The 15921-nt window shown below is 70.3% G+C and carries 13 protein-coding genes; 3 read left to right on the top strand and 10 right to left on the bottom strand.

What is annotated here, in order from left to right; all coding sequences use genetic code 11:
* Positions 1 to 107: 107 nt before the first annotated feature.
* From IE209_RS18235 to IE209_RS18220, 4 genes are all read right to left on the bottom strand, one after another.
* Complete coding sequence (locus IE209_RS18235) at positions 108 to 1442, bottom strand: glycerate kinase type-2 family protein (protein WP_189688360.1); 1335 nt, start codon at positions 1440 to 1442, stop codon at positions 108 to 110.
* Positions 1443 to 1551: 109 nt separating this feature from the next.
* A complete protein-coding gene (locus tag IE209_RS18230) occupies positions 1552 to 2451 on the bottom strand; it encodes a LysR substrate-binding domain-containing protein (RefSeq protein WP_229882928.1) in 900 nt (299 codons plus the stop codon).
* A 212-nt stretch (positions 2452 to 2663) separates the two neighbouring features.
* On the bottom strand, positions 2664 to 3170 hold the full coding sequence (locus tag IE209_RS18225) for a DUF1993 domain-containing protein (protein ID WP_189688358.1): 507 nt from the start codon (positions 3168 to 3170) through the stop codon (positions 2664 to 2666).
* Positions 3171 to 3237: 67 nt separating this feature from the next.
* A complete protein-coding gene (locus tag IE209_RS18220) occupies positions 3238 to 4443 on the bottom strand; it encodes a urate hydroxylase PuuD (protein ID WP_189688357.1) in 1206 nt (401 codons plus the stop codon).
* A 281-nt stretch (positions 4444 to 4724) separates the two neighbouring features.
* Between IE209_RS18220 and IE209_RS18215 the strand changes: the two genes are divergently transcribed.
* Positions 4725 to 5273 (top strand): hypothetical protein, encoded by a 549-nt coding sequence (locus IE209_RS18215; protein WP_189688356.1) that lies wholly within the window; start codon positions 4725 to 4727, stop codon positions 5271 to 5273.
* 63 nt (positions 5274 to 5336) lie between these two features.
* Positions 5337 to 6011, top strand: coding sequence for a GntR family transcriptional regulator (locus IE209_RS18210; RefSeq protein WP_189688355.1), 675 nt, complete (start codon positions 5337 to 5339; stop codon positions 6009 to 6011).
* 67 nt (positions 6012 to 6078) lie between these two features.
* Here the strand turns inward: IE209_RS18210 and guaD are convergent, their stop codons facing one another.
* The 5 genes from guaD to xdhA are packed head-to-tail and all read right to left on the bottom strand — an operon-like array spanning position 6079 to position 13812.
* Positions 6079 to 7383 (bottom strand): guanine deaminase, encoded by a 1305-nt coding sequence (gene guaD, locus IE209_RS18205; protein WP_189688354.1) that lies wholly within the window; start codon positions 7381 to 7383, stop codon positions 6079 to 6081.
* A 5-nt stretch (positions 7384 to 7388) separates the two neighbouring features.
* On the bottom strand, positions 7389 to 8690 hold the full coding sequence (locus IE209_RS18200) for an NCS2 family permease (protein WP_145550622.1): 1302 nt from the start codon (positions 8688 to 8690) through the stop codon (positions 7389 to 7391).
* Between the two features lie 40 nt (positions 8691 to 8730).
* Positions 8731 to 9735: a LysR family transcriptional regulator gene (locus tag IE209_RS18195; RefSeq protein WP_189688353.1), complete on the bottom strand. Its 1005-nt coding sequence runs from the start codon at positions 9733 to 9735 to the stop codon at positions 8731 to 8733.
* 23 nt (positions 9736 to 9758) lie between these two features.
* Entirely contained in the window at positions 9759 to 12218 is a 2460-nt protein-coding gene (xdhB, locus tag IE209_RS18190; protein ID WP_189688352.1) for a xanthine dehydrogenase molybdopterin binding subunit, read from the bottom strand.
* Positions 12219 to 12237: 19 nt separating this feature from the next.
* Positions 12238 to 13812 carry a xanthine dehydrogenase small subunit gene (gene xdhA, locus IE209_RS18185; protein ID WP_189688351.1) on the bottom strand — a complete coding sequence of 525 codons (1575 nt, stop codon included), beginning with the start codon at positions 13810 to 13812 and terminating at the stop codon, positions 12238 to 12240.
* 204 nt (positions 13813 to 14016) lie between these two features.
* Here xdhA and IE209_RS18180 point away from each other — a divergent pair, with 204 nt between their 5' ends.
* Complete coding sequence (locus IE209_RS18180) at positions 14017 to 14952, top strand: class I SAM-dependent methyltransferase (RefSeq protein ID WP_189688350.1); 936 nt, start codon at positions 14017 to 14019, stop codon at positions 14950 to 14952.
* Here IE209_RS18180 and xdhC read toward each other — a convergent pair.
* Positions 14931 to 15800 carry a xanthine dehydrogenase accessory protein XdhC gene (xdhC, locus tag IE209_RS18175; RefSeq protein WP_189688349.1) on the bottom strand — a complete coding sequence of 290 codons (870 nt, stop codon included), beginning with the start codon at positions 15798 to 15800 and terminating at the stop codon, positions 14931 to 14933. The two genes, IE209_RS18180 and xdhC, sit on opposite strands and share 22 nt — an antisense overlap.
* Positions 15801 to 15921 lie beyond the last annotated feature (121 nt).

Raw genomic sequence — 15921 nt, 5'->3', positions numbered from 1 at the left:
CTCATGAGCGACAGGTTGTCCGGCGTGTCGTCCACCACCAGCACGGTGGGCTTGGTCAGCCCTTGGGAAGCAGCATCCATGGATCGTCCAGAAAGCGCCTGCAGGGCCTACAGAACCAGCAAGGCGCGGAAGTCGTTGACATTGGTGTGCGTGGGCCCGGTCACCACCAGGTCGCCCAGCGCGTCGAAGTAGCCATAGGCATCGTTGCGGTCCAGGTAGGCCGCCACCTGGAGGCCGGCCGCCTCGGCACGCGCCAGCGTGTCCGGCTGCACGCTGGCGCCAGCGTTGTCCTCCACGCCGTCGATGCCGTCGGTGTCGGCCGCCAGCGCGTAGACACCGGGCTGGCCTTGCAAGGCCTGGGCCAGGCCCAGGCAGAACTCGCCGGCGCGCCCGCCGCGGCCGCGCGGCGTGCCCTCGGGCTGCCGCCGCACCGTGACCGTGGTCTCGCCGCCCGAAAGGATCACGCAGGGCCGCGCGAAAGGCTGGCCGCGCTGTGCCACGGCGCGCGCCAGCGCCGCATGCACCTTGCCGACCTCGCGCGACTCGCCCTCGATCTCGTCGGACAGGATGTGCGGCGTGATGCCGGCCGCGCGCGCCGCGGCGGCGGCGGCCTCCAGCGACTGCTGCGGCGTGGCGATCATGCGCACGGCATGGCCTTCGAAGCGCGGGTCACCAGGCTTGGGCGTTTCCAGTGCACCGGAGCGCAGCGCCGCCTCGATGGCGGCCGGCACGGCGATGCCATAGCGCGCGAGGATGGCGAGCGCATCGGCGCAGCTGGTCGCGTCGGGCACGGTCGGGCCGCTGCCGATCACGGAAGGGTCGTCGCCCGGCACGTCGCTGATGGTCAGCGTCAGCACGCGGGCCGGCGCACAGGCGGCGGCGAGCCGGCCGCCCTTGATGCGCGAGAGGTGCTTGCGCACGCAGTTCATCTCGTGGATGCCGGCGCCCGAGGCCAGCAGTTCGCGGTTGATGCGCTGCTTGTCCTCCAGCGTCAAGCCATCGGCCGGCAGCGTCAGCAGCGCCGAGGCACCGCCCGACATCAGGCACAGCACGAGGTCGTCGGCCGTGAGGCCCTTGGTCCATGCAAGCATGCGCTGCGCGGCCGCGAGACCGGCCGCATCCGGCACGGGGTGCGCGGCCTCCAGAACCTCGATGCGCCGGGCCAGGCCCGCAGGCCGTGGCGGGATGTGGTGGTAGCGCGTGACGACCAGGCCTTCGAGCGGCGCCTCGGCCGGCCACAGCGCCTCCAGCGCCTGGGCCATGGCGCCACCGGCCTTGCCGGCGCCCAGCACCAGCGTGCGGCCCCGCGGCGGCACGGGCAGGTGCGCGGCCATGTTGTGCAGCGGCAGCGCGCGCTCCACCGCGGCCCGGTACAGGTGCAGCAGGAAGTCGCGCGGTGCCTGCGCAGGATCAGGGGCGGCGGAAGCAGTGGTGGCGGTCATCGATGGGGTCTCCGCCGTGCATTGTGCCGCCTGGGCTGGCTGGCTCCCGACACGCCGGGCCGCGGCGCGCTTCGGTGTGGAACCCGGTCGGTTCTGCCGGCCATCCGGCTCACGGCGCGGCCTGCAGCCACTGGCAGAAAGCCTGGGCTGCCGCATCGTCGGCCGCGCGTTGCGGCCGGATCCAGTAGAAATCCTTGTCGTGCAGCAGCATATCCGCAAACGGCGCCACCAGCAGCCCGCTGGCCATCGTGTCGGCGATCAATGCCGGGCTGCCCAATGCCACGCCCAGGCCCTGGGTCGCCGCCTGGACGGCAAGGTGGGCATGGTCGAAGACCAGCTCCCCTGCAGGCCGCAGCCGAGGGCTGCCGGCCAGGGCCAGCCACTGGCGCCACAGCTGGGGCGTCGAGCGGCTGTGCAGCAGCTGGTGCCGGCGCAGGTCGGCAGGCCGCTCCAGCGCTCCCGCACGCGCCAGCCAGTCCGGGCTGCAGACCGGTGTCACCGCGTCCGGCAGGAAGCGGCCGACGGCCACCCCACGCCAGCCGGGCCGCGTCTGCAGCGCCGCCAGCTCCGCGGCCGTGAGGCACCGCAGCGAAACCTCGAACGCACCCGGGTCGAAGTCCAGCACGGCCGCCGTGGTGACGAGTTGCACGTCGACCTCGGGCGCCTGCGCGCAAAAGCGCGGCAAGCGCGGGATCAGCCACTGCGCCGTCAGCGTCGGCAAGGCGTTGACGGTCAGGCGCGCGCGCAGCGACTGGCGCTCGATGCCCGCCGTGGCCTGGGCCAGCAGGTCGAACGCGGTGCTGAGGCTGGGCAGGTAGGCCGCGCCCTGCGGCGTGAGCGCCAGCCGGCGCCCGTCGCGCGTGACCAGCGCCACGCCCAGCCAGGCCTCCAGCTGCTTGATCTGGTGGCTCACGGCGCTCTGCGTCACATGCAGCTCGTCGGCCGCGCGCGTCACGCTGGCCAGCCGCGCGGCGGCCTCGAACGCGCGCAGCATGTTCAGGGAGGGCAAGCGCCTGGGCGTGGTGGCCGAACCATGAGATGAATTCATGGTTCGCGCAAGAAAGCTCGATGGTCAGGCAAGCGCTGTCTCCTTAGCATCCGGCCCATGCTGGATCAAGGAATTGTAGAAAATCTCATCGCTTGCCGGAGCCTCGCGAGCCAGCCGGGGCTGCCGCTGCGCCAATCGCAGCCTGCCCTGCCCGCGCGGTCGCCGCCCCAGGTTCAGACCTGGCCCAGGAAGTCGCGCTTGCCGAGCGCCACGCCCTGGTGGCGCAGGATCGCGTAGGCCGTGGTCACGTGGAAGAAGAAGTTCGGCAGCACGAAGCCGAGCAGGTAAGGCTGGCCCTCGAACGGCAGCTCGCGCCCGCCCACCTTGAGCACGATGGACTTGCCCTCGCTGCCGTCGATCTGCGCGGGCTGCAGCGTGGACAGGAACTCCAGCGTCCTGGCGATGCGCGCCTGAAGTTCCTCGAAGCTGGTCTCGTTGTCCTCGAAGCGCGGCGGCACGATGCCGGCCAGCCGCGCGGCGCCGAACTTGGCCGCGTCGCTGGCGCTTTGCACCTGGCCGGCCAGCGGGTACATGTCGGGCGCCAGCCGCGCCTGCACCAGCGTCGCCGGCTCCAGACCCTGGGCCTGCGCATGGGCCAGGCCCTTGTGCAGCAGCTGCGACAGCACGCCGAGCTGGCGCTGGAACACGGGCACCGAGGCCTGGTACATCGAAAGAGGCATGGGACGTCTCGCTCCGGAAGATGGGGAGCGCGACGATACGCCAAAGCCCGCCGGCCTGCTGGCGCCGTCAGTGGGTCTTGGCGCCTTCCTGGAACCAGCGGCCGATCAGCGCGCGGTCGGCCTCGGTCATGCCGGTGGCATTGCCCATGGGCATGATCTTGGTCACCGTGACCTGCTGGTAGATCGCCTGGGCGTTCTTGGCGATCAGCTCCGGCGAATCCAGCCGCACGTTCTTCATCTGGACCTGCGCACCATGGCAGGCCAGGCAGTGTTGCTGCACCAGCGGCTGCACCTGCGCGAAGCTCACGGCCGGCGCGGCGGCCGAGGCCTCCACCGGCGCGGCCGGCTGCGGCTTGAGCAGCACGATGACGCCGACCAGGATGGCCACACCGACCAGCGCATACGGCAGCGGATGCGAGGCGCGGCCCAGCTTCCAGTGGTGGCGCACGACGAAGAACTGGCGGATCAGCGCGCCACCCAGCATGATGGCCACCAGCACCAGCCAGTTGTGCGGATGCGTGTAGGTGAAGCTGTAGTGGCCGCTCAGCATGGCGAACAGCACGGGCAGCGTGAAGTAGGTGTTGTGCACGCTGCGCTGCTTGCCGCGGATGCCATGGATGGGATCGACCGGCTGGCCGGCACGCAGAGCCGCCACGTTCTTGCGCTGGCCCGGGATGATCCAGAAGAACACGTTGGCGCTCATCGTGGTGGCCAGCATGGCGCCGACCAGCAGGAAGGCGGCACGGCCCGCGAACCAGTGGCAGGCCAGCCAGGACGCGAAGCAGATGAACAGGAACAGCAGGAAGCCGACGATGCCGTCACCGTTCTTGCGTTTGCCGAACACCTGGCAGATCGTGTCGTAGACCATCCAGAACACGACGAAGAAGGCCAGTGCCACGCCGATGGCCGCGCCCGGCGACCAGTCCATCTTGGACTTGTCGATTAGGTAGGTGCTGGCGTTCCAGAGATAGGAGACCGAGAACAGCGCGAAGCCGCTGAGCCAGGTGGAATAGCTCTCCCAATACGACCAGTGCAGGTGATCGGGCAGCTTCTTGGGCGAGACCGCGTACTTCTGCGCGTTGTAGAAACCGCCGCCGTGCACGGCCCATTGCTCGCCGCCCACACCCTTGTCCAGCGATTCCTGGTCCTTGGGTTTTTCGAGGCTGCTGTCCAGCATCACGAAGTAGAACGATGCGCCGATCCAGGCGATCGCGGTGATGACGTGCAGCCAACGCAGCAGCAGGTTGGCCCAGTCCAGGTAGTAGCTTTCCATCTCTCAAACCTCGGGGTGCGCGATGGCACCGTGGGGAAAGCTGCTCACCACTGCGGGCGCTCTGAGCAAGCGGGGGGCCGCGCTGAGGTGCCTGGAAAAGAGGCACCGCGCCGCTGCGACCGGGCGGGATTTTAGGCAGAAAAATTTGAACATGCCATGGCTTTCTTGTGGTTGTGGTCGCGTGGCCACGCGCCCGGAACAGGACCGCGACGACGCCATGTGGCGGCCGTGCGCAGCCCCTTCTGTAGACTCCGCCGCTGTTTGCAGCTTCGTGAGCCCGTATGCCCTTGTCCACCCTCCAGCGCCGTTTGTGGACGAGCGCCCTCGTTGGCGGATCGGCCGCCCTGTTGATCGGTTGCGCGCCCCTGGGCCAGCCGCCGGCCGCATCGCCCTCGCCGGCCGCCCAGCCCGGCGCGCCCGATGGCAGCGGGCGTCCCGGGCCCTCGGGCAGCGCCCCCGGGCCGGCCAGTCGGCCAGCCGCACCGCGCGTCTCCAGCGCAGGCACCCCGCGCGACTACCGGCAGGACGCGGCCACCCATCTGTACGCGGCCAATGCCGAGCGCATCTACCCGGGCCGCCTGCCCCCCAACCTGTACGCCATCGGCGTGTTGGAGGTCGAACTGGACCGCCAGGGCCAGGTGCAGCGCCTGCACTGGATGCGCGCGCCCAGCCACGCGCCCGAGGTGGTGCGCGAGATCGAGCGCACCGTGCGGGCCGCCGCGCCCTTCCCGCAACCGGCCCGGCTCGGCCGCGTGCGCTATGTGGACACCTGGCTGTGGCACCGCAGCGGCCGCTTCCAGCTCGACACCTTGTCCGAGGGCCAGGATTGACCGCCGCCTTCTTACAAATGAAACAGTCGTGTATACGAATACGAATGCAGCTATGATCGCCGGATGGACAACACCGGCACCAACACCACCACCATCGTCGACGCGCTGACCAAGGCCATCGTCGAGCACCGACTGCATCCCGGCACCAAGCTGGCGGAGCAGAAACTGGCGGACCACTTCGGCGTCTCGCGCACGCTGGTGCGCCAGGCGCTGTTCCAGCTCTCGCAGAACCGGCTGATCCGGCTGGAGCCCGCGCGCGGCGCCTTCGTTGCCGCGCCCTCGGTGAACGAGGCGCGCCAGGTCTTCGCGGTGCGCCGCATGCTGGAGGCCGAGATGACGCGCGCCTTCGTGCGCGAAGCCACGCCATCCCGCATCAAGTCGCTGCGCGAGCACCTGGCCCGCCAGAAAGCCGTGATCAAGGACAGCAAGGACGCGGCCCAGCGCATCGAGTTGGCCGGCGACTTCCATTTGCAGATGGCGCGCCTGCTCGACAACGAGGTGCTGGTGCAGATGATGGTGGAGCTGCTCTCGCGCTGCTCGCTGATCACGCTGATGTACCAGAAGGACACCGGCCCGGAGTTCGCCGACGACGAACACGAAGCCCTGCTCGATGCGATTTCCGAGCGCGCCGAGGAGCGTGCCGTGCAGCTCATGGAGCAACACCTGCAGCGGCTGGAGTCTTCGCTGACATTCGACCGCAAGATCCCCAGCAACGACATCTCGATGGCGCTCGCCTGAGCGCGCGGCGGGCCCTGCCCGCCGCCGTCCATGCCGTGGCACCGGCGCCGCGCGCATGGCCCGTCCTTCAGGCAGGCAGGGCAGTGCCCGCCGTGACCACCCGTTCCACCAGCCGGTCGTCGCCCAGCACGATCAGCGCGAACAGCAGTTCTTCCAGGTTGTCGGCCATCGCGGTCTTGCGTGCCAGCAGCGGTGTGGCGGCCGGGTTCAGCACCACGAAATCGGCCTCGGTGCCAGCCTGCAGCGTGCCCACCACGCCCTCCAGCCCCAGGGCCTGGGCCGCGCCACCGGTGTGGTTCCACCACAGCCGCGAGGGCGCCAGGCTCAGGCCGGGCTTGGTCTGCCCCTCGCGCCCCACGTAGTAGGCCGCCAGCATCGTGTGGAAGGGGCTGAAGCTCGTGCCGCCACCCACGTCGCTGGCCAGGCCGTGGCGCATGCCGATGCGGTCCGCGCCCTGGTAGTCGAAAAAGCCGCTGCCCAGGAACAGGTTGCTGGTCGGGCTCACGGCCGCCGCCGTCTTCGTCTCGCGCATCAGCGCGCGGTCGGCGTCGTCGAAATGGATGCAGTGCGCATAGACGGCGCGCTCGCGCATCAGGCCGAAGCCGGTGTAGACATCCAGATAGGAGCGCGCCTTCGGAAACAGCTCGCGTGCCCACTGCACCTCGTCCTTGTTCTCGGCGACGTGCGAGTGGATCCAGGTGTCGGAATGGCGGGCCGCCAGCTCGCCGGCACCGCGCAGCTGGGCATCGGTGCTGGTCGGTGCGAAGCGCGGCGTGATCGCGTAGCCAAGGCGGCCCTGGTTGTGCCATTTTCGGATCAAGGCCTCGGTGTCGAGCAGGCTCTGCTCGGTCTCGTCGCGCACACCGTCGGGCGAATGGCGGTCCTGTAGCACCTTGCCGCCCATCATGCGCAGACCGCGGCGCCGGGCCTCGCCGAAGAAGGCATCGACGGACGCGGGATGCGAGGTGCAGAAGGTCAGCGCCGTGGTCACGCCGTTGCGCTGCAGTTCGTCGAAGAAGAAGGCCGCGACCTCGCCCGCATGCGCGGCATCGGCGAAGCGCGTCTCGGCCGGGAAGGTGTAGTTCTCCAGCCAGGGCAGCAGCCCCTCGGCCGGCGCGCCGATGATGTCGGTCTGCGGGAAATGCACATGCATGTCCAGAAAGCCCGGCGCGATGATGCGGTCGGGCCAGTACGTGACCGGCACCTGCGCATGGCGCGCGATCAGGTCGCGGTACGGGCCGGCATCGCGCACGCGCTGCACCCCGTCGGCGTCCGCGCCGACGACCAGCAGGCCGTCATCGTCGAACAAGGCCTCGCCCTTGGGCGAGAAACGCAGCAGGCGCGCGCGGTAGGCTTTCGTGGACGCAGTCATGTGGCTCAGTGGCCTCCGATGTAGATGAACTTGAACAGGAACACGGCACCGATGATCCAGACCATCCAGTGCACCTCGCGCACCTTGCCGGTGAACAGCTTGAGCGCCGCGTACGTGATGAAACCGAAGGCCAGGCCGTTGGCGATGGAATAGGTGAAGGGCATGGTCAGCGCCGTCACGGCGGCCGGGATCACCTCGGTGGTGTCGTCCCAATCCAGCTCGGTCAGTTCGCGCAGCATCAGGCAGGCGACGAAGAACAGCGCCGGCGCCGTGGCGTAGGCCGGCACCACGCCGGCCAGCGGCGCGATGAACAGGCAGGCCAGGAACAGCACGGCCACGGTCAGCGCCGTGAGGCCGGTGCGGCCACCGGCCTGCACGCCGGCCGCGCTCTCCACATAGGCCGTGGTGCTGGAGGTGCCCAGCAGCGAGCCCGCGAAGATGGCGCCGCTGTCGGCCAGCAGCGACTTGTTGAGGCGGTCCATCTTGCCGGGCACCAGCAGGCCGGCGCGCTTGGCCACGCCCATCAGCGTGCCGGTGGCGTCGAACAGCTCGACCAGGAAGAACACCATCACCACGTTGAGCAGACCACCCGTGAGCGCGCCCTTGATGTCCAGCTGCAGGAAGGTCGGCGCGATCGAGGGCGGCGCCGAGAAGATGCCGCGGAACTGGTTGCCGCCGAAGAAGAACGAGGCGATGGTCACGGCCACGATGCCGATCAGGATGGCCCCGGGCACGCGCAGCTTGTCCAGCACCACGATCAGCACGAAGCCGAGCACGGCCAGCACCACGGGCGCCGTGTGCAGGTCGCCCAGCGTCACGAAGGTGGCCGGCGAGGCCGCGACGATGCCCGCGCTCTTGAGCGCGATGAGGGCCAGGAACAAGCCGATGCCCACCGTGATCGCATAGCGCAGCGACAGCGGAATGCCGCGGATGATGAGCCCGCGCAGGCCGAACAGCGTGACCAGCAGGAACAGGCAGCCCGAGACGAACACCGCGCCCAGCGCGGCCTGCCAGGTGAAGCCCATCTTGAGCACGACCACGTAGGCGAAGTAGGCGTTCAGCCCCATGCCCGGCGCCAGCGCGATCGGATAGTTGGCGTACAGGCCCATGATGGTGGTGCCCAGCGCCGCGATCAGGCAGGTGGCGACGAACACGGCGTCCTTGGGCATGCCGGCATCGCCCAGGATCGAGGGGTTGACGAAGATGATGTAGGCCATCGTCAAGAAGGTGGTGAGGCCGGCCGTCAGCTCGGTGCGCACCGTGGTCTCGTGTTCCTGCAGCTTGAACACGCGCTCTGTCCAGTTCATGGGGTCTCCGTCCGTTTGAAATGTTGTGTGTGTTGGTGATTCAGCGGTCCGCGGACGTGCGCAGTGCGGCGGCCACGTCCTTGGTGCGCGCACGCAGCCAGCGCGCGGCGATCGAGCTGTGGCTGCGTGCATGCCAGAGCTGGTAGTACATGAGCCGCGGCAGGCTGGCCGGGCAGTCGAGGATGACCAATGGCAGGCGCGCAGCCACGCGCTCGCAATACTGGCGGCCCGTGGTCAGCACCAGCAGGCTGTTGGCCACCATGTCGGGAATCAGGCCGAAGTAGGCGCAGCGCGCCACCACGTTGCGGCGGTGGCCCTTGGCGTCCAGCATCTGGTCGATGATGCCGCGCGCCCCTGGGTGCAGCGGCATGGGCGCGATGTGCTCGGCGGCGAGCCAGGTGTCCAGGTCCCAGCCGCGCCGCACGGCCGGGTGGTCGCGGCTGACCAGGGACACCACTTCGTCGCCGAACAGCCGGGCCATGTGCAAGTCCTCGGGCGGCTCCATCCAGTTGCCGATCACGAGGTCCACATGGCCCTGGGCCAGGTGGGCCTGGTAATCGGAATCGGGCGACAGCGGGTGGATCTCCAGCTGCACGCCAGGCGCCTGGCGCTTGATGTCGGCCAGCAGCGTGGGCAGGAACAGCGGGTCCAGGTAGTCGCTCGCGGCGATGCGGAAGGTGTCGGTGGCAGTCTGCGGGTCGAAGCTGCGCGCGTCGGCGAACAGCATTTCGGCCGCACGCAGGATGCTCGCTGCGGGCTCCACCATGCGCAGGGCGGCATCGGTGGGCACCATGCGCCCGCCCGTGCGCACCAGCAGCGGGTCGCCGGCCAGCACGCGCAGCCGCTTGAGCGCGGCCGACACGGCCGGCTGGTGCATGCCCAGGCGGATCGCCGCGCGCGACACGCTGCGTTCGGTCAGCACCACGTGCAGCACACGGATCAGGTGCAGGTCGATGCGGTCGAACAGCGCCTGGCCCGACGCGGCCGCGCTCTTGGCCGCGGCTGCGGACCCACCGGCCTTCTGGATGGGAACGACATGGGCCATGGCCGGCTCCGGTCGCGCGTGTCTCAGCCGGCCTGCACGGCGCTGAGCGCGCGCAGGATGGATTCGCCGGTCGCAGGTGCGCTCAGGGGCGGATCCACACGGTGGCCGCCCGCGGCCGAGACCGCGTCGCGGATCGCGAAGAACACCGAGAAGGGCAGCAGCAGCGGCGGCTCGCCCACCGCCTTGCTGCGGTGAATGGAGTCCTCCACGTTCTCACGGTCGAACAGCCGCACGTTGAACACGGGCGGGCAGTCGTTGGCCGTGGGGATCTTGTAGGTGCTGGGCGCGTGCGTGGTCAGCTTGCCGCTCTCGGGATGCCAGACCAGTTCCTCGGTCGTGAGCCAGCCCATGCCCTGGATGAAGGCGCCCTCGACCTGGCCGATGTCCACGGCCGGATTCAGCGATTTGCCGGCGTCGTGCAGGATGTCGGCGCGCAGCAGCTTCCACTCGCCGGTCAGCGTGTCGATGACGACCTCGCTGACGGCCGCGCCGTAGGCGAAGTAGTAGAACGGCCGGCCGGTCATGGTCTCGCGGTCCCAGGACAGTCCGGGCGTGGCGTAGAAGCCGTCGGACCACAGCTGCACGCGGTCCAGATAGGCCTCGCCCACCAGCACGTCGAAGCCGAGCTCGCGGCCATTGACGAAGACCTTGTCGTTGGCGAAGCGCACTTGCTCGGCCGTGCCGCCGTGGCGCGCGGCCGCGCAGGCCGCCAGCCGCTCGCGGATCTGGCGCGCCGCGTCCTGCGCGGCCTTGCCGTTCAGGTCGGCACCGGTCGAAGCGGCCGTGGCCGAGGTGTTGGCCACCTTGGTGGTGTCGGTGGCCGTGGCGCGCACGCGCTCGAAGGCCACGCCCAGCTCGTGCGCCACGACCTGGCAGACCTTGGTGTTCAGGCCCTGCCCCATCTCGGTGCCGCCATGGTTCACGAGGATGGAGCCGTCGGTGTAGACGTGGACCAGCGCGCCGGCCTGGTTGAAGTGCTTGACGTTGAAGCTGATGCCGAACTTCAGCGGCGTGAGCGCCAGCCCGCGCTTGAGCACCGGGCTGGCGGCGTTGAAGGCGGCCACGGCGGCGCGGCGCGCCGCGTAGTCGCTGCTGGCCTCGAGCGCGCCGACCAGGGGCTCCAGGATGTTGTCCTGCACGGTCTGCTGGTAGGGCGTGACGTTGCGCTCGGTGATGCCATAGAAGTTGGCCCGGCGCACGGCCAGCGCATCGCGGCCGAGCCGGCGCGCGATGCTGTCCAGGATGTTCTCGACCGCAATGGCGCCCTGCGGCCCGCCGAAACCGCGGAAGGCCGTGTTGCTCTGCGTGTTGGTCCGGCCCGAGAAACCGTGCATGGCCACCTCGGGCAGCCAGTAGGCGTTGTCGAAGTGGCACAGCGCGCGCGTCATCACGGGCGCCGAGAGGTCGGCCGAATGGCCGGCGCGCGAGACCATGCTGATCTCCGCGGCCAGGATGCGGCCTTCGTCGTCGTAGCCGATGTCGTACTCGTACCAGAAGCAGTGGCGCCGGCCCGTGACCATGAAGTCGTCGTCGCGGTCCAGCCGCAGCTTGACCGGCCTGCGCAGCGCGCGCGCCGCCACCGCCGCCACGCAGGCGAACAGGGCCGATTGCGACTCCTTGCCACCGAAGCCGCCGCCCATGCGCCGGCACTCCACGTGCACGGCATGGGCCGGCAGGTGCAGCGCATGCGCCACCAGGTGCTGCATCTCGCTCGGGTGCTGGGTCGAGCAGTGCACGTGCACGGCCCCGCCCTCCTTCGGGATGGCGTAGCTGATCTGGCCTTCCAGGTAGAACTGCTCCTGGCCGCCCACGTCCAGGCTGTCCGTGAGCCGGTGCGGCGCGGCCGCGATGGCGGCGCGGATGCCTTCGGCGTCGCGGCCGCTCGTGCTGCGCACGAGGTGCATGGGCGGCACCACGTAGTGGCCGCCGGCATGGGCCTCGCGCGGGGTCAGCACCGGCTTGGCCGGTTCGACCTGCAGCACCTTCCTGGCCAGCGCGGCGGCGCGGCGCGCCGCATCGCGCGTGCTGGCGACCACCGCAAAGACGGGTTGGCCCAGGTAGCGGATCTCGCCACCTGCAGAGCCATCGTCCTGCCGGCCGATGGGGCACAGGATGGGGTCGTCGTGCACGATGGAGCCGCAGTCGTTCGTGCCCGGAATGTCGGCCGCGGTCAGCACGCGCACCACGCCCGGCATGGCCTGCACGGCCGCCAGGTCGATGCCCAGCAGCCGGCCCGCCGCCACGGGCGACAGGCCCAGCGCGCAATGCAGCGTGCCGGCCAGCTCGGGGATGTCGTCGATGTAGGTGGCCGCGCCCGCCACATGCAGCGCGGCCGATTCGTGCGCGCGGCTGATGCCCACGCGGGCGCCGGCGTCCTGCGCGCGCGCCTCGGCCTGCGGATCGATCCGCGCGGCGGTGTTGTCCTGGTAGCTGGCGAAGGCCGTGGCCGGTACCAGCAGATGCTCGGCAATGGGTTTGTTCATCGTGGACTCCTGTTCGCGCTCAAGCCGTGGCGTGCGGCAACACGCTGAACACGCTGGTGGCACTGGCCGGCAGCGGATCGCTGGCCCGGGTCTCCAGCCACAGGCGCTGCAGCAGGTTCTGGGCGACCTGCAGCCGGAAGGCCGCGCTGGCGCGCATGTCCGACAGCGGCTTGAAGTCCAGCGCCAACGCCGCCTGCGCCGCGCGCACCGTGGCCTGGGTCCAGGGCTGGCCGAGCAGCGCGGCCTCGGCCTGGGCGGCCCGTTTGACGGTCGCGGCCATGCCGCCGTAGGCCAGGCGCACGCTGGCCACGGTGTCGCCGTCCAGCGCGATGGCCAGGCCCGCGCACAGGGCGGAGATGTCGCAGTCGAAGCGCTTGCTGATCTTGTAGCCGCGCACCTGGCGGGCAAAGGCGGACAACGGCACGGCCACCCCCTGCACGAACTCGCCGGGCTCCAGCGCGTTCTTCATGTAGTCGAGGTAGAAGTCCGCCAGCGGCATGCGGCGCACGCGCGCGCCGCGGCGCAGTTCGATCTCGGCGTCCAGCGCCATCAGGATGGGCGGCGCGTCGCCGATCGGCGAGCCGTTGGCCACGTTGCCGCCCATGGTGCCGGCGTGGCGGATCGGCGGCGAGGCGAAGCGCAGCCAGACATCGGCCAGGGTCGGCGCGCGCCGCACGATGGCGCGCCAGGCGTCTTCGAGCGAGGCCCCGGCGCCGATGTAGAGCGCATCGCCGCGCTGCTCGATGCAACGCAGCTCGGCCACGTTGCCCAGGTAGATCAGCTCGCCCACATCGCGGAACTGCTTGTTGACCCACAGGCCGATGTCGGTCGAGCCGGCCAGGAGGCGCGCCTGCGGCCTGGCCTCGCGCAGCGCGACCAATGCATCCAGCGTGGTGGGAGCGTGGAACCAGTCCAGCCGCTGGCCCTCGGGCAGCGCCTGGGGCGCGGCGTAGGCGAAGCCCTGGCCGCGGCGCAGGCCCTGCAGCGCCTGCACCACGGCGGCCCGGTCCAGCCGCACGGCCGGCAGGTCGAACATGCGCTGGCCGGCGTCCAGGATGGGCCGATACCCCGTGCAGCGGCACAGGTTGCCCGAGAGATCGTCGGCCAGCTGCTGGCGCGAAGGCCGCGTGCCGGCCTGCTGGTGCGCCTCGTAGCTGGACCACAGCGACATCACGAAGCCCGGGGTGCAAAAGCCGCATTGCGAGCCGTGGCACTCGACCATGGCCTGCTGCACCGGGTGCAGCGCGTCGCCATCACCAGGGGACTGTGCGGCGCAGGCGCCGGCGCACTGCGGCTGCAGGTCTTCCACCGTGAACAGCGCCTTGCCGTCCAGCGTGGGCAGGAACTGGATGCAGGCGTTGACACTGTGCAGCTGCAGCGCGCCCTCGGCGTCCAGTTCGCCGAGCACCACGGTGCAGGCGCCGCAGTCGCCCTCGTTGCAGCCCTCCTTGGTGCCTGTACAGTGCGCGTCCTCGCGCAGCCAGTCGAGCACCGAGCGCGTGGTCCGCACGCCCTCGACCGCGACGACCTCGCCGCGGTGGTAGAAGCGGATCGGCTGGCTGGTGGCTTCCTGCGCGTTGTGGGGGCTGTTCATGTGCTTGCTCGTGGGGTGGTTTCGGCGATCCTCGCTGGTCTCGCCAGGGACAGGATGGTCACGGTTCATACGCGTTGTGGCATACCAACATCACCATAGTGCATATGCGCAGTGCGTTATGAATGCCCCGGGTAAACCCGCAAGCACGCGCTGCAACACTTGTGCCACCGCCCCGCGGGAAGCGGCTCCCCTCTCTTCACGACCATGCAAGCACTCCTAGACGCCATCGCCACCATGGCGCCCAGCACCGATGTCCAGCGCATCTTCCACGGCCGCGGCGCCCGCCAGCCCGGCTGCGAGCACCTGGTGCTCGACGTCTTCCCGCCCGTGCTGCTGCTGACCAGCTTCGCCCCGCTGGCCGAGCCCGAGGTGGCTGCCATCGGCGAGGCACTGGCACGGCGCTGGCAGGCCATCGCGCCCGGCCAGCCCTTGCGCTGGGTGCTGCAGATCCGGCCGTCCCACGGACAGGCCCAGACGCGGCTGATGGCCGGCAGCGTGCCCGACCCCCATGTGGTGACCGAGCAAGGCGCGCGCTACCTCGTGCACCTGCTGCGCGGGCAGAACCACGGCCTGTTCCCCGACATGGCGGCGGGCCGCGCCTGGGTGCGCCGCACCGTCGCGGCCCATACCGAGCCGCGGCGCATGCGCGTGCTCAACCTGTTCGCCTACACCTGCGCGTTCTCGGTCGTGGCGCGCCTGGCCGGCGCCGGACAGGTGCTCAACATGGACATGAGCCGCGCCGCGCTGGCCATCGGCCAGCAGAACCACCAGCTCAACGGCGTGGCGGCCGGCGCCAGCTTCGCGGCGCACGACGTGTTCAGCAGTTGGGGCAAGATCAAGCGTGGCGGCGCGTACGAGCTCATCGTCGTCGACCCGCCCAGCTACCAGAAGGGCAGCTTCGTCGCGACCAAGGACTACGCGCGCGTGATGCGCCGCTTGCCTGAGCTGCTGATGCCGGGCGGCCATGCGCTGCTGTGCCTGAACGCACCGGAACTGGGCGTGGACTTCCTCACCGGGCACATGGCCGAGCAGGCGCCCGATCTGCAGTTCGTGGAGCGTGTCGCCAACCCGCCGGCCTTCGCCGATGCCGACGAAGAGCGCAGCCTCAAGGTGCTGGCCTACCGGGCGCCGGCCGCCTGAAGCGAGGCGGCCGCGGTGGTCGCCTCCGGCGGTGCCAGCTGCAGCAGCTGCGCTGCCACCGCCACGGCGATCACCTCGGGCTGCTTGCCCGCGATGCCGGGAACGCCGATCGGGCAGGTGATGCGTGCGATCTCGGCGGCCGTGAAGCCGCGCGCCTCGAGCCGGCGGCGGAAGGTCGCCCACTTGGTCTTGCTGCCGATCAGGCCCACGAACGGCAGGTCGTCGCGCGTGCGCAGGCGCTGCAGGCAGGCGACCACGATGTCCAGGTCCTCGGCATGGCTGAAGCTCATGATGAGCACCCTGGCGCCGGCCGGCAGCGTGGCGATGGCGTCCTGCACGGGCTGGCTGTGCTCGGTCTCCACCTGGGTGGGCAACTGCGGCGGGAACACGCCATCGCGGCTGTCGATCCAGCGCACTGCGTACGGCAGGCCTGCCAGCAGGCGCACGATCGCAGCCCCGACGTGGCCACCGCCGAACAGGGCTACCGGCGCCAGCCGTTCGGTCAGCGCACTGCGCAGCGCTGGCGCGTCGGCCGCGCCGATGCGCCGGTAGCGCAGGAACACCACGCCGCCGCAGCACTGGCCCAGCGTGGGGCCGAGCGGATAACGCACCACGGCGTTCTGCGCCACCGCACCGGCCTGGCCCTGCAGCAGCGCACGGGCCGCCGCGATGGCCTGGTACTCGAGCTGGCCGCCACCGATGGTGCCGGTCAGCGCAGCGCGCCAGACCGCCATCCAGGTGCCGGCCTCGCGCGGGGCCGAGCCCTGCGTGGCCTCGACCTGCACCAGCACCCCGTCCTCGCGGGCGAGGCGGTCCAGGCAGTCGTCGAGCGCGTGCAAGCTGGTCATGCGGGGATTCTGCGCCCGCTGCGCCCGCGCAGCATCATCGATCTCGTATAGAGGCAACTGGTAATTCCCTATAAAGCGGCGCCTGGAGCAGTGTGCGCATGGGGTAGGCTAAGCCCCCGCG

The sequence above is a fragment of the Pseudorhodoferax aquiterrae genome (assembly GCF_014652235.1).
GTDB lineage: Bacteria > Pseudomonadota > Gammaproteobacteria > Burkholderiales > Burkholderiaceae_C > Pseudorhodoferax > Pseudorhodoferax aquiterrae.
The sequence above is the reverse complement of the archived record's forward strand: the minus strand, read 5'-3'. Positions and strand labels throughout refer to the sequence as shown.